Origin of the sequence: Candidatus Dactylopiibacterium carminicum (assembly GCF_014736495.1) — a bacterium.
GTDB classification, from domain to species: domain Bacteria; phylum Pseudomonadota; class Gammaproteobacteria; order Burkholderiales; family Rhodocyclaceae; genus Uliginosibacterium; species Uliginosibacterium carminicum.
This window is the reverse complement of the sequence record NZ_MDUX01000077.1, coordinates 1-13,105: the sequence shown is the minus strand read 5'-3', so window position 1 is coordinate 13,105 and position 13,105 is coordinate 1. Positions and strand designations below refer to the sequence as shown.

Genomic DNA, 13,105 nt, shown 5'->3' with positions numbered 1-13,105 from the left:
ATGCTCACATCCAGTCGCCCGGCAACGTCCGCAACGCTATGTCCGCGATCGGTCACTTGCTTGACCGCTTCAATCTTGAACTCTTCCGTGTATCGCTTGCTACTCATAGACACCTCCACTTGGTTGCCAGCTTAAGGCTTCGAAGTGTCTAGTGAACCGGGGGCGATTCAATCGGAGACGAATTCAACCCCGGCGCAGCTTTTCCCAGAAGATCTGGTATTGCGGTGACTTGCTTTCTTCCGGATCGCAGAATATGCGGTGATGTTGGCCCTGGATCTGGGGCAGGCGATAGCCCATGGCACCGAGAAAACGTTCGTTGGCAGTGAGCACACGACCTTCGAGATCGAACTCGATCACGGCCATCGAGCGCTGCAGCGCCTGGATGAGATTCTCATGTTCGCGCGAGCTTTCGATGGTACGGGTCAGATCGCTGGCGTAGAGCGAGAAGTGAAGCAGACGGCCGTCTCCACAGCGGATGGGCTGCAGGATGGAGCGCAGCCAGGCTTCCTGCCCGTTGCCGCGCAGCAGACGGATGACCCCTGCAAAGTGTTCGCCGCGTTCCAGTGCATTCTTGACCCGCAGGTGGAAATCCAGGCCACGCACATGATCGGGCATGAGATCCATCAGGTCGCGGCCCAGCAATTGATCGCGACGGTAGTGCATCTCCTGCTCGAAGTTCGCGTTCACCGAACTGATGCACCCTTGAGGATCGAGTGTCATGGAGATCATCTCGGCATCCAGGCTGGAGCGGATCTGCTGGATGGAAGACAGCTCTTCGCGCAATTCGGCCAGCTCCTGCTTCAAACGGGTATCGAACATGGGAGCGGCCGTTTCTTTTCCGTGGGGAACGTGCCATTGACGGCATGCGCGTACGTCAGCTTTAGATGCCCATCCGTGATGTGAGCCACATCCTCGTCTGCCACGCGATGTGGTGGCCTTTTGATCTTGCTCTGCCCTGACGGGAGGCTCGAAAACACCGGAGGCTGGCGCAGCTGGCTGCCCCCGGAGAGCATCAGGCGCTTTTTATATGCGATAGCCTTGCACGATCTGTTGCATCGAGGAGGCCAGGGCGTGGAGCTCGTGGGCTGTCCGGGCACTGCCATGCGCGGCGGTATTGCTGACTTCGGCCATCTGCGCGATGCGCTCTACCTGCTGGGCAATGCTGATGCTGGCCGAGCTCTGCTCGCGGATGGCGTCGGTGATCTCGCGGACCATGCCGACCGCTTCGGCACTGGTCTGGCTGATCTTCTGGATCGACTGATTGGCGTTCTCGGCCCGGCCAACCCCGTCCTCGACGCGTTCGACCGCCAGCTGCATGCCGGCCACGGCATCCTTGGCGCCATTGCGCACGGCGTCGATGATGGTGGCGATTTCCTGTGTGGAATGTGCGGTGCGTTCGGCCAGTTTGCGCACTTCATCGGCCACCACGGCGAAGCCGCGTCCCTGCTCGCCAGCGCGAGCCGCTTCGATGGCCGCATTGAGCGCCAGCAGGTTCGTCTGGTCCGCCACTTCGCGGATTACGGCGATGACTGACGATATACGTTCGCTTTCCGTTTCGAGCTTGCGGATGCTCTCGCTGGTCTGGGTCACGGTGCCGGCAATCTCGTTGATGTCCTGCACGGTTTGCCCGATTACCTGACCACCTTCGCGGGCGAGCTGGCCGGAGGTGCCCGAAAGCTGGTTGGCCTCGGCCGCGCGATCTCCGATGTGGCTGATGCTCACAGTCATCTCCTCCACGGCGGAAGCCATGCTGGTGGCTGATTCGCTCTGCTGGGCAGAGGCCTGGGCAACCTGTTGGGCGCTTTCGGCCATGTCGTTAGACTTGCCTGCCACCTCGGTTGCGCTGGCGCTGATCTGACGCAGGCTTTCCTGCATGGTGCCGAGCAGGCGGTTCAGATCTTCGGCCATTCTGCTCAGTTCGTCTTTGCCGCGCGCCGGGATGCGGATGCGGAAATCGCGTTCCCGCTCGACCAGGCTGACTGCTTGGCAGACGTTCTGGATGCTGCGGCGTATGGTGCGTTCGAGCATGAGGCCAAGGCTGAGCACGGCAGCGGCGCCCAGGCCGATGATCAGCCAGGAGAGCAACTTCAACCGGCGGGTGTATTGCTCCGCAGCGTCGTTGGCTTCCTGGATCAGCTGGTCCTGGAAACGCCGGTGCTCGTCGGTGACGGTCTTGGCGTCTGCCGAGACCTTGATGAAGGCCCCGATGGCCTTGCGCGCGATGTCCGGGTCGCCGCTGTTGGTGCCGGCGAAGGCCGCCAGCATGGCTTTGTCGAAGGCGTGGAGCGCCGTCTTGTCCTGCGCGAGCAGGGCTTTTTCTCTATCGTCTTGAATCAGCTTTTCGTAGGTGTCGATGTGTTTCCACATGGATTCGGCGCTTTTCTTCGCCTGATCCTCGACTTTCTTGCGCTCGGCCTCGCTGGGCTTGATGAAGTGATTGAGGACGTGGACACGAAGGCGCAGGGTCTGGGCGATCACCTCGTCCAGTTCGCGGATTTTCAACGCGGTGTTGCCGTGTGCCAGGGCCAGCGCATCGGAGAGTTTGCGGGTGTTGTGCATGCCCACGAGGCCGACCAGTACGGTCACCACGGTTGCAAGCGCAAGGATGAGTTTCAGGCGGAGGGAGATGGAGGTATTCATCGGGAAGCCTTTTTATGTGTGTACGGCGTAAGGGTTTACGCTTATATGCGTGCCGGCTTGAGCCCTTTGTGTGCTCTTTACACTTCGCCCGGAAAGCAGCGCTGTGACTGACTTTCTTGATCTGGAAAGCCGGTTGCCGGGCTCGGTCCGGCCAGCGCCTGGCGGCGGGTGGATTCTTGTGTCGTCGCTGCGCCTTTTTCTTTTCCTGCCGTTACAACTGCTCCGATGTGCTTTTGCAGAAGGAGCGCAGCATGAGCATCCAACTTCCCCGTATCGGTGCCGGCGTGCCGGAGCAACCGAACACCACGGTGTCGCGTCCCGCAGAGCGGGTGCGCGGTCAGGACCTACAGACCGGGCAGGAGCAGGTCACGCTGAAGGGCTCTGCCGATGAGACGCTGACCTACGCCAACCCGCGCGCCGCGTTCGAGTCCGAGCGGCCCGATCTGGCAAGCCTGCTGGCGGAATCCGACCGGCAGGTCGAGGAGTTCATGACCTTTCTGCGCTCGGCCCTGGCACAGCAGGGGCTGGAGTTCAGCAAGGTGGCCAGCGGTGAGCAGCAGCTGACGCTGGATCAGGCGACGATCGATCAGGCCCAGGCGGACATTGCCGAGGACGGTGAGTGGGGCGTGCGCGCGGTGGCCGAGCGCATCCTGAATTTCGCCAAGATCGGCATCGGTGACGATTCGACGAAGATCGAAACCTTCCGCGCGGCGATCCAGAAGGGCTTCGACGAAGCACAAGCGATCTTTGGCGGCAAGCTGCCAGAGGTGAGCCAGCAGACCCACGCGGCAATCATGGCCGAGCTGGACCGCTGGCAGGCCGAGGGGGTTCCCGCCGGGCTCGTGAGCCTGGCTCCGGCAGCAGGTACCGATGCGACGTAGCGCATGTGCGCCCTTCTCGCGGGCGTAACAATCGTCAACAGAACAACGGGAGACAATGCTGCATTGCAGGCTTCTGTCCGGCTACGGCAAAAGATATAGTTCCGCGCTTTTATAAAAAAGGGAGGTCCCGAGGGACATGAGCGCGGAAGACAAAAAAGAGGGCCTGCAACGCGGGCTCAAGAATCGGCATATCCAGTTGATTGCACTGGGCGGCGCCATCGGCACGGGACTGTTCCTGGGGTCGGCCGGCGTGCTGCAGATGGCCGGACCGTCAATGATCCTGGGCTATGCGATCGGTGGGCTGATCGCCTTCCTGATCATGCGCCAGTTGGGCGAGATGATCGTCGAAGAGCCGGTGGCTGGTTCCTTCAGCCATTTCGCGCACAAGTACTGGGGCCCTTTCGCCGGCTTCCTGTCGGGCTGGAATTACTGGGCGCTGTATGTATTGGTCGGCATGGCCGAACTGACGGCGGTGGGCAAGTACGTGCAGTTCTGGTGGCCCGAGATTCCGACCTGGGCCACGGCCGTGGCTTTCTTCCTGGCGATCAACGCGATTAATCTGGCGAACGTGAAGTTCTTCGGTGAGACCGAATTCTGGTTCGCGATCATCAAGGTCGTGGCCATCATCGGCATGATCCTGCTGGGGCTGTGGATGCTGTTCTCGGGCAGCGGTGGCGAGCAGGCAGCGGTGAGCAATCTGTGGTCGCACGGTGGTTTCTTCCCCAAGGGCGTGGGCGGGCTGGTGATGGCGCTGGCCTTCATCATGTTCTCGTTTGGCGGGCTGGAGCTGGTGGGCATCACGGCGGCCGAAGCCAGCGAGCCGCGCAAGGTGATCCCGAAGGCGATCAACCAGGTGGTGTGGCGCATCCTGATCTTCTACGTCGGCGCGCTCGCGGTGCTGCTTTCCCTGTATCCGTGGGATGCTCTGCTGGAGTCCCTCGCTGCGGCTGGCGATCCCTACAGCGCCAGCCCCTTCGTGCGCATCTTCTCCTTGCTGGGAAGTGATTCCGCCGCGCATGTGCTGAACTTCGTGGTGCTGACGGCTGCGCTGTCGGTCTACAACAGCGGCGTCTATTGCAACAGCCGCATGCTCTACGGCCTGGCGCAACAGGGCGATGCGCCGCGTGCACTGGCGCGTACCGATTCGCGCGGCGTGCCGCTGCTGGCGATCGGCGTGTCCGCGCTGGTCACCTTCATTTGCGTGGTCATCAATTACGTGTTGCCGAAGAGCGCACTGGAGCTGCTGATGTCGCTGGTGGTGTCGGCGCTGGTGATCAACTGGGCGATGATCAGTCTGGCGCACCTGAAATTCCGCAAGGCCATGGCCCGGCAGGGCGTGACGCCGGGTTTCAAGGCGCTGTGGCACCCCTTCGGCAACTGGCTGTGCCTAGGCTTCATGGCGCTGATTCTGGTGATTCTGGCGCTCACACCGGGCATCAGTGTGGCCGTATGGCTGATTCCGGTCTGGCTGCTGCTGATCTGGATCGGCTACCGCGTCCGTCAGGCACGCGCCGCTGCCTGAGTGCTTGAGCGTCCATCGGACGCTTCAGGCAGGAACTCCGTGGCAACAACCCCGTTCATGCTTCGATACCTCAGCACGAACGGGGCCGCCGCTGCGGGCCCATACGGCATGAAATCCGTTCGCACCGAGGTATCGAACCGCGGGCGGGTTTCATGGCCAATCTCCTCCGATATTTACGACGGCCTGACCGAAAGGGGCTTGCCTCCAGGCTTTTGTATCGTCTGGAAGCAGCCTGACTGCGCAGCGCGTGGAGCCCGAAATCTGCGCCTGGTCCTGTTGCGAGCCCCGGTTCGGGGGCCAGACAGACTTCGCGCTGATTCTCAGCGCGAGGGCGGCGGCCCCTTGCGATCGCCACTGGGCATGTCCTTAGGCATGGCGGCGAGCTGACCGTCCTGCGTACGACAGATGCCGGTGAAGGTCTCGCCCTTCGGCCCGCTGAAACTGACCTCGACCCCCTCCGTCTTGCCCTTGCAGGCCGCGATGGCTTCGGGAGGTGGGCCGGGCGGGCGCTGACCGTTCGGCGGTGTGGGCGGATTGCCGCTGGTACTGCTGGAGCTGGCTGCCTGGGCTCCGATGCCGGACAGGCAGCAGAGGGCCACGCCGGCGCAGAGAAATCTGAATCGCATGAAGATCTCCTGTGGGATGAAGAGGCAGGAGGATGCTGCTCCGAGCCGTCTGGGCGGACCAGCGTTTTTGCCCGGGCTGGCGGGTTTTTGCAGCTTTTAGCGCATTCGTCCATGCCGGCAGCGTGGTTGCACGCCGGGCGATTGGGGGTAGCATGCCGGGCTGTGCCGCCTCGTATCCTGTTCATGGTTCTGCTGCGAACAGCCCCCCGGAGGCGGCCTAAACCCTGACATGAAGGAGAGCTTAAAAATGACAACCGTGACCCTGGGCGGCAGCCCGATCGAAGTGGCCGGCAAATTCCCGGTCGTTGGCGGGCTGGCACCGGAATTCGCGCTGGTGGGCGCAGATCTGGGCGAGAAGGGCCTGGCGGCCTTTGCCGGCAAGCGCAAGGTGCTGAACATCGTACCCAGCCTGGATACCGGCGTCTGCGCGGCCTCCGCGCGGCGATTCAACGCGGAAGCCTCCAGTCTTGCCGATACCGTGGTGCTGGTGATTTCGGCGGATCTGCCCTTCGCCGCTTCGCGCTTCTGCGAAGTGGAAGGCCTGAAGAACGTGCTGACCCTGTCCACCTTCCGTGACAAGGCCTTCAAGCAGGCCTATGGCGTGGATATCGTCTCTGGTCCGCTGACTGGCCTGACCGCCCGTGCGGTGGTGGTGCTGGACGAACAGAACAAGGTGCTGCATGCCGAGCTGGTGCCCGAGATCAAGCAGGAGCCGGATTACGCGGCAGCGCTCGCCGTGCTGTAACTCTTCGCATTGCGTGATGACGGAACGGCCGCGAGAGCGGCCGTTTTTCATTGCGCCAGCAACTGCTGGCAGGCCTGCTGCACGCTGGCGAGGCTCAGCGCTTCCATGCAGCGCGGGTGCGGACATTGACCCGGCCCGTCGCCATGACTCCGGCCGCAGCGCTGGATCCAGTCCGCTTCCCGGCGGAAGGTGTGGTGCTGGTTGCGGCAGTCGATGGGCTCGCTCAGTGCGATGAAGGGGCTGTATCGCCAGTATTGGCCCGCGCCGCAGATCACGGCAGAGCCGGGGCCGAACAGGGCTACCGTGGGAGTGCCGGTGAGGCGCGCGAGATGGGTGACGCCGGTATCCGGGCAGACCATCAGCGTGGCATGCCGCAACAGATGGGCAAGCTGCAGTAGATCCAGCTGGCCGGCAAAGCTGGTGTATCGGCCTTCGGAGTCCACCGCCCGTACCAACGCGGTTTCCTTGGCGCCGGCGCTCCATACCGGCGCGATCCCGCTGGCGATTAGCCAGGCGGCCAACTGGCGCCAGCGTTCGGCGGGCCAGAACTTGAGCGGACTGCTGGCGCCCAGGTGCAGCACTGCGTAGCGTCCGGCAGGGCGCTGGAAGGCTGCGGGCTCGGCCCAGGGCCAGTCTTGCGGTGTATAGGGGGCCGGAGGAGGGCCATCGACGAGGCCTGCTGCGAAGTCGGCGAAGGTCGCCGGGCTTTGCGGAAAAGGATGGGCCTCGTCGAGCAGACGGTTTTTCCAGGCCGGCTTGTCGCCCGCGAAACCGACGATGTGTGCCGCACCCAGCGCACGGGCCAGCGGTGTGTAGCGGTTCTCGGCGGGAATCAGGACCAGATCCCAGGGGCCTGCAGCCTGCAGAGCGGCCAGGGTGGCAGCATCGCGCGGATCGAAGCGCAGGGCCTCCACGCCGAATGGCCGCGCGGCATACAAGGGCAGGAAGGGGCGCGGGCAGGCAAGGCAGATCCGCGCATCCGGATGCCGGGTGCGTAGCTTGGCCAGCAGCGGCGTGAGCATCAGGGTGTCGCCCAACAGCAGGTGATGCAGCACCAGGATGCGTGTGGGCTGTGCGGCGGCTGGCGGACGCGGGGTGAGCAGGGCGCGCAGCAGGCGCGGCAGCAGCCACAGGCGGGCGGCGGTTCTGCTCATGGGGCGTCGATCAGCTGGCCGCGCGCTGGAACACGGCTTCCATGCGCGTGAGCATGCGCTCGATGCCACAGTGCTCCAGCGCGAAATTGTGCGCGGCGTTGCCCAGGCGATCCGCTTCGCCCGGTTTGTCCAGCAGTTGGCGGATCGCTCCGCCGAGCGCCTGGATGTCCTTGGGAGGCACGACCAGGCCGGTCATGCCGGGGCGGACGACGTCGGCGGAGCTGCCGATGGGAGTGGTGATCACCGGCAGGCCGACCGCCATGGCCTGCATCACGGCTTGCGAAACGCCTTCGTTGGCGTAGGACGGCAGCACGAAGATATCCAGTGCCTGCAGCCAGGGCAGCACATCGCGCTGCTGGCCGGCAAAGCGGATGCTGCGTGCCAGACCGAGTTCGACGGCCAGGCGGTTGAGTTTTTCCCGCTGTGGGCCGTCGCCGACGATAGCCAGGCGGATGCGTGGATCGTTCAGCTCGGCGATGGCTTTCATCAGGTAGCGATGCCCCTTCCAGGAGCGCAGCGTGGCGACGATGCCGATCCACACGGCATTCGTATCCAGTCCGAGTTTCTCGCGGGCTGCAACCTTGTCACCGGGCTGGAAGCGCTTGGTATTGATGCCGGTGAAGACCGATTGCACGTGCTCGGCGGGCAGGCCGAGGCTGTCGATGAGCTCGCGGCGCAGCTCTTCGCCGGTGGTGATCACGCGCTTGGCCGCCTTGGCGTAGAGCCAGCGGTTGTACCAGCTGCGTTTGACCGGTGCTGAAATGTGGCGGGTGCGCACGATGGGCAGGGCATTCTTGCGCAGCGTCAGGTTGACCAGGGCCATCAACCAGCTGTCGGTGGAACTGTGGGTGTTGACCACGTCGATTTCATGGCGGTTTTCGCGGATCCAGGCGCGCAGGGCCTTGAAGTCCGCCCAGCGCTTCTCGCGGATGGGCACGGCCACCGCCTTCACGCCCCAGTCCTTGGCGCGGACGAAGATCGTCGAATCGGCCGGGCAGAGCAGGGTGACATGATGGCCACGCTCGATCAGGCCCCGGGACTCTTCGAGAATGCGGATCTCCTGGCCACCCCAACCGCGCGAGGACTCGGTATGCACGATGTGCAGGGAGCGGACGGAAAGCAGGGTGTTGTATTGCGCCATGGCGGTCGGCCCGTGGATCTGAAGAGCGCGGGATTATAGCGGGCCGGGCTGCCCCAGCAGCTGGCGGTAAAGTGCTGTCAGCTCGGCGGCCATGGATTCTTGACTCATGGCGGCCACGCTCTGGCGCGCAGCGCTGGCAAGAGCAGGCTGTTGCGACGGGTCGTGCGCTGCTTCCAGCAGGCGCCCCAGCGCGGTGGCGATGCCGTGGATATCCAGGGCGTCGACACGCTCGCCGTTCTGCCCGAGCTGGATCAGCTCGGCCGCACCGGACTGGATGGAGCTCAGCACCGGCAGGCCGCTGGCCAGCGCTTCCAGCGCAGCGTTGGGCATCGGGTCGTAGAGGGTGGGCAACGCAAAGGCGTCGGCGGCACCCAGGTAGGGCGCGACATCTTTTTTCGGGCCGAGAAAACGCACCCGGCTGGCCACGCCCAGCTGTTGCGCGCGGCGTTGGAAGCGGCGCGCATGCTTGTCCTTGCCGATCACCCAGAGTTCGGCTTGTGTCAGGCCGGGTTCGGCCATGGCGGCAAGCAGTTGCCCGACGCCCTTGCGCTCGAAACCGGAGCCGACGAACACCACCACGCGCGCGGACTCCGGCACGCCAAGCTGTTCGCGGATGCTGTCCCGATACTGGGCGCGCAGACCGGGATGGAAGTGTGCGAGATCGATGCCGTTGTGGATCAGATGCAGGCGGCTGGCCAGGCGTGGGTAGCGGCGTGCGACATCCTGCCGCACCATTTCGGAGTTGCAGATCACCGCCCGCAGATGCGGATGGGCAAACATGCGCGCTTCCATGCGCAGGATGTAGCGGTGCCAGGGCGAGAGGCGCTGCAGCAGACGGCCCAGCGTGCCCAGCGTGCGTGCGCGTTGCTCCAGCCAGCTGACGTGCAGGCCATCGCCGGCACGGAAGATGTCGCAGCCGGGGATGCGCTCATGGCTCTGCACCAGATCGAATACCTGGCTGCGGATCAGCGTGCGGACGCTGCGCGTGAAGCTGATGTCGCGCAGCAGGCGGCCGAGGCCCGGGGTTCGCAGCAGGCGGACGGCCATGCCCGGGCGTGGCTCGCTGTTCCATTTGCGTGTGAGCAGGGTGACCCGTACCGCGTCCGGCCCCAGGGAATTCAGGGCGCGCTCGATGAACCGTTCCGCGCCGCCGAAGGGGTTGTAGGCCTGGCGTACGATGGCCAGATGCAGGGGAGCGGCGGAGGATGGCATGGTCATGACAGGGTCCGGTCGATGGCTGCGAGCACCTGCTCGACGCCGATGGCGGTCAGGCATTCCGAGAGCTTGCCGCCGCCGCATCCGTCCTGCCCGCAGGGGCGGCAGGAATGCGTGCTGGTGAGAATTTCGTGGCGCACCATCCACGGCCCCCATTCCCGGTCGCCCGAGGGACCGAACAGGGCCACGCAGGGGGTGCCCACCGCTGCGGCGATGTGCATCGGCGCCGAGTCCACGCCCACGAAGAGCCGCGCGCGCGCGGTGAGCGCGGCCAGCTCGCGCAGCGAGAAGCGTCCGGCGAGATTCAGCACCGGTACGCCGGCTTCCTCGAGAATGGCCGCGACCATGGCCTGCTCGCGCGCATCAGGCGCGGCCGTGATCACGACGCTTTCGCCACGCGCGGCTAGCGCCTGCAGGAGACGCGCATTGAGACCGGCCGGCCAGCACTTGAAGAACCAGCGTGAGGCCGGATGCAGCTGGATAAACCTGCCGCGAGCCAGTCCGGCCTCGGCCAGCAGCGCGTCGACTTTGGCTTCGGCAGCGGCCCCCGGCACCATCCGCAGACGCCGGGCCTCCGTATCGGGCTGCAGACCCAGCCGGCGCAGTGCATCCAGATGCGTGTCCACGGTATGACGGCGTCCTCCACCGACCGTGCGGTAGATATGGGTGAAGGATTGCTTCCACCATTTGGCCTTGCCTGCACGGGCCGGCGCTACCGACCAGCGTGGTCGGAGCAGCCGGGTGAGCCAGGCGCCGCGCGGATGGTCGGTGAGATGGACGACGAGATCGTAGTGGCGTGCCTTCAAGGCTTTCAGCAACTGCCATTCGAGGCGTAACTGGGTCAGTGCGCCGAGTTTCTTCCAGTCCCGTCCGATGCGACGCAGCTGTGCCAGTGCGGGATGCTCCTCCAGCATCGGTGCCGTGTCAGCGAATACCAGCGCGTCGATTTCGCACTGCGGGGCGGCGGCCTTGAGCGCCGAGAGCACCGGGCTGGCGAGCAGCACGTCGCCATGGTGGCGCAGCTTGATGACCAGCGCGCGGCGCAATTGCGTCGGGTCGATGGCGTCCGGCGGATGCGGAAGGGCTGGGTTTTGCATGGCGGCATTGTAAGGGGGGAAACGACAGGATGAGGAAATGTGTCGAAGCTGCTATGGTGGCGTCGTGCCGCCATGCCCCGTCAGCGGTGCGCCAGAAAACCCATAGAGGAGAGAGACATGAGTGACACGGGCCTGATGATGCATTCGCATCAGGGCGAGTTGATGGACGGCGTCCATCGCGAATTCCTGGATCTGTTGGCGCGGCTGGCCGTCTGCAAGGACGCCCAGGAGCTTGCCTGTGCCGACCAGTTGGTGGCGCATTGCATCGAGCATTTCGCCCTGGAGCAGCGCTGGATGGAAGAGACCGGAATGCCCGGTTGCGAAGCGCATGTGCAGGATCATGAGGATTTTCTCTTTCGCCTGCGCGCGGCACGCGATGCCGTGGCCGAAGGGCGCGTCGGGGCTGCGCGAGCACTGGTGGAGGATCTGCGGACCTGGTTCGACCGCCATGGCGCCACGTGGGATGAAGCTCTAGCCGTGCAGATGCAGTTCGCCAAACGCAGCCCGGAAGCGGAGCGGGAAAGCGTGCGCATCGCCTGATCAGCGGATGTCCGCCGGGAATTCCTGCAGTGCCGGGGCATGCGCTACCGGCCACTGCAGCCATTCCGTGGCGGGCAGGTCGCGCAGCAGGCCGGTCATCGCACGCAGCGGGCCGGCATGGCTGACGATCACCAGCGGCAGCGTCGCCTCTGCGCGTGCGCGCTGCAATGCGGCCTGCGTGCGCGCGGCCATCTGCCGTACGCTCTCGCCGCCATGCTCACGATAGTCCAGCGGTGCAGCGGCCCAGGCATCGAGCGCCTCGCGGCCGATGGTGTCCCAATGGCGCATTTCCCAGCGGCCGAAATCGATCTCCATCAGATCGGCATCGACTTGAGCATCGCCCAGGGCCTGGGCGAGTTGCAGGCAACGCGACAAGGGGCTGCTGAGCACGCGGAATTCCGGTGGCAAGCGCGTCAGCAAGTCGGCTGCGATGGGCGCCACCGGCGCGGCCAGCGGCACGTCGCTGCGTCCGTAACAGAAGCCGGACGGCACGGCCACCGGTGGATGGCGTACGAGATAAAGCGTGGGTGCACTCAAGTGGCTGCCCAGCCAGCGCACAGCGCCAGATAACCTGCGAGTTCGCACACCTGCTGTGCCGCGCCGAGTGCGTCTCCGGTGTAGCCGCCGATGCGTTGGCGGAAATAGCGGGCACACAGCCCGCCGGCCAGCGCGACGGCCACGAGCAGGGCAATGCCACGCGACAGGCTCAGCCAATCCAGTGACCAGGCCACCACCAGCGGGGCCACAGCCCGAGCAGGGCCCCCGTGAGCCATTCAGCCCTGCCCAGCCCCTCGGCCACGGGCTTGGCGCGGGCGCTGTTGTCCTCGCGCACGTAGTCCATGAAGGCCATGATCAAGAGCGGCGGCACACGTGAGAGTGCGTGCACCAGCGGCAGTGCCAGCAGAGCCAGGGCATCCAGCGAGACCAGTGTCCCGGCCTTCAGTAGCTGTGCGCAGATCAGGGCGATGGCGCCATAGCTGCCGATGCGCGAATCCTTCATGATCGACAGCACCCGCGCCTTCTTCCAACCGCCGCCGAAACCGTCGGCTGAATCGGCCAGCCCGTCCTCATGGAACGCGCCGGTCAGCAGCAGGCCGAAGATCATCGACAGCAGCACCGCCACCAGGGGCGGGAACATCTGCGCTGCGGCCCAGAGCGCCGCGGTACAGGCGCAGCCGACCAGCAGGCCGACCAGTGGAAAGTAGCGCGCGGATCGGTTCAGTTCGGCCGCAGACCAGCCCACCCGGGCCGGGATGGGCAAGCGCGTGAAGTAGCCGATGGCGATCAGGAGGCGGCGGAGTTCGGTCATGTTCATGCAGGACTGAGTAACGAGGGCTGAGTGCTGAGTGTACTTTTCCGCCGGCAAATCCGTCCGCCCTTCGATACCTCAGTGCGAACGGATTCTGGTTCGAGCACGATCACTGCCACACCCCCGTTCGTGCTAAGGGTTCGAAGCATGAACGGGCGCCAACTGCCGTCAGCTTCATGCCCCACTATTTACTCAGTCCTTGTATCTTTAAGCCTCGGACCGGCTCGGGTAGCCC

Annotated in this window: 15 protein-coding genes; 4 read left to right on the top strand and 11 right to left on the bottom strand. The window is 64.8% G+C overall.

All coding sequences use genetic code 11. The features are described 5' to 3' along the window. The 3 genes from BGI27_RS16220 to BGI27_RS16210 form a co-directional block, all read right to left on the bottom strand. Positions 1-107, bottom strand: a 107-nt coding sequence (locus BGI27_RS16220) for a transposase (RefSeq protein WP_141239830.1), incomplete at its 3' end; no start/stop codon positions are given. A gap of 76 nt (positions 108-183) precedes the next feature. Beyond that, positions 184-819, bottom strand: a complete 636-nt coding sequence (locus BGI27_RS16215; RefSeq protein ID WP_095525855.1) for a PAS domain-containing protein — start codon at positions 817-819, stop codon at positions 184-186. A gap of 204 nt (positions 820-1,023) precedes the next feature. Then, positions 1,024-2,640 (bottom strand): methyl-accepting chemotaxis protein, encoded by a 1,617-nt coding sequence (locus BGI27_RS16210; protein WP_095525854.1) that lies wholly within the window; start codon positions 2,638-2,640, stop codon positions 1,024-1,026. Positions 2,641-2,891: 251 nt separating this feature from the next. Between BGI27_RS16210 and BGI27_RS16205 the strand changes: the two genes are divergently transcribed. Next, complete coding sequence (locus tag BGI27_RS16205; protein ID WP_095525853.1) at positions 2,892-3,521, top strand: hypothetical protein; 630 nt, start codon at positions 2,892-2,894, stop codon at positions 3,519-3,521. A 136-nt stretch (positions 3,522-3,657) separates the two neighbouring features. Beyond that, positions 3,658-5,043 (top strand): amino acid permease, encoded by a 1,386-nt coding sequence (locus BGI27_RS16200; protein WP_095525852.1) that lies wholly within the window; start codon positions 3,658-3,660, stop codon positions 5,041-5,043. A 320-nt stretch (positions 5,044-5,363) separates the two neighbouring features. Here BGI27_RS16200 and BGI27_RS16195 read toward each other — a convergent pair whose 3' ends face one another. Further along, positions 5,364-5,669: a hypothetical protein gene (locus BGI27_RS16195; protein ID WP_095525851.1), complete on the bottom strand. Its 306-nt coding sequence runs from the start codon at positions 5,667-5,669 to the stop codon at positions 5,364-5,366. Positions 5,670-5,916: 247 nt separating this feature from the next. Here BGI27_RS16195 and tpx point away from each other — a divergent pair, with 247 nt between their 5' ends. Further along, positions 5,917-6,414, top strand: coding sequence for a thiol peroxidase (gene tpx / locus BGI27_RS16190; RefSeq protein WP_095525850.1), 498 nt, complete (start codon positions 5,917-5,919; stop codon positions 6,412-6,414). Positions 6,415-6,461: 47 nt separating this feature from the next. On the opposite strand, the gene BGI27_RS16185 is transcribed toward tpx, so the two are convergent. From BGI27_RS16185 to rfaQ, 4 genes are read right to left on the bottom strand one after another with little or no spacing between them, the layout of a single operon-like run. Beyond that, entirely contained in the window at positions 6,462-7,568 is a 1,107-nt protein-coding gene (locus BGI27_RS16185) for a glycosyltransferase family 9 protein (RefSeq protein WP_095525849.1), read from the bottom strand. A 10-nt stretch (positions 7,569-7,578) separates the two neighbouring features. Further along, the gene (locus BGI27_RS16180; protein ID WP_095525848.1) at positions 7,579-8,709 is read right to left on the bottom strand and encodes a glycosyltransferase family 4 protein; all 1,131 of its coding nucleotides are present in this window, start codon (positions 8,707-8,709) and stop codon (positions 7,579-7,581) included. Between the two features lie 33 nt (positions 8,710-8,742). Continuing rightward, complete coding sequence (locus BGI27_RS16175) at positions 8,743-9,927, bottom strand: glycosyltransferase family 4 protein (protein WP_223871867.1); 1,185 nt, start codon at positions 9,925-9,927, stop codon at positions 8,743-8,745. Continuing rightward, positions 9,924-11,021, bottom strand: a complete 1,098-nt coding sequence (gene rfaQ, locus BGI27_RS16170; RefSeq protein ID WP_095525847.1) for a putative lipopolysaccharide heptosyltransferase III — start codon at positions 11,019-11,021, stop codon at positions 9,924-9,926. The genes BGI27_RS16175 and rfaQ overlap by 4 nt, the downstream gene beginning before the upstream one ends. A gap of 117 nt (positions 11,022-11,138) precedes the next feature. Between rfaQ and BGI27_RS16165 the strand changes: the two genes are divergently transcribed. Then, the gene (locus BGI27_RS16165; RefSeq protein WP_095525846.1) at positions 11,139-11,561 is read left to right on the top strand and encodes a bacteriohemerythrin; all 423 of its coding nucleotides are present in this window, start codon (positions 11,139-11,141) and stop codon (positions 11,559-11,561) included. Here the strand turns inward: BGI27_RS16165 and BGI27_RS16160 are convergent, their stop codons facing one another. The 3 genes from BGI27_RS16160 to BGI27_RS16155 are packed head-to-tail and all read right to left on the bottom strand — an operon-like array spanning position 11,562 to position 12,870. Then, positions 11,562-12,098, bottom strand: coding sequence for a histidine phosphatase family protein (locus tag BGI27_RS16160; protein WP_170943084.1), 537 nt, complete (start codon positions 12,096-12,098; stop codon positions 11,562-11,564). It abuts the gene before it with no gap. Next, the gene (locus BGI27_RS18725; RefSeq protein WP_317984304.1) at positions 12,095-12,292 is read right to left on the bottom strand and encodes an adenosylcobinamide-GDP ribazoletransferase; all 198 of its coding nucleotides are present in this window, start codon (positions 12,290-12,292) and stop codon (positions 12,095-12,097) included. Before BGI27_RS18725 ends, BGI27_RS16160 begins: the two co-directional genes overlap by 4 nt. Further along, a complete protein-coding gene (locus tag BGI27_RS16155) occupies positions 12,268-12,870 on the bottom strand; it encodes an adenosylcobinamide-GDP ribazoletransferase (protein ID WP_317984303.1) in 603 nt (200 codons plus the stop codon). The genes BGI27_RS18725 and BGI27_RS16155 overlap by 25 nt, the downstream gene beginning before the upstream one ends. Positions 12,871-13,105: the final 235 nt, after the last annotated feature.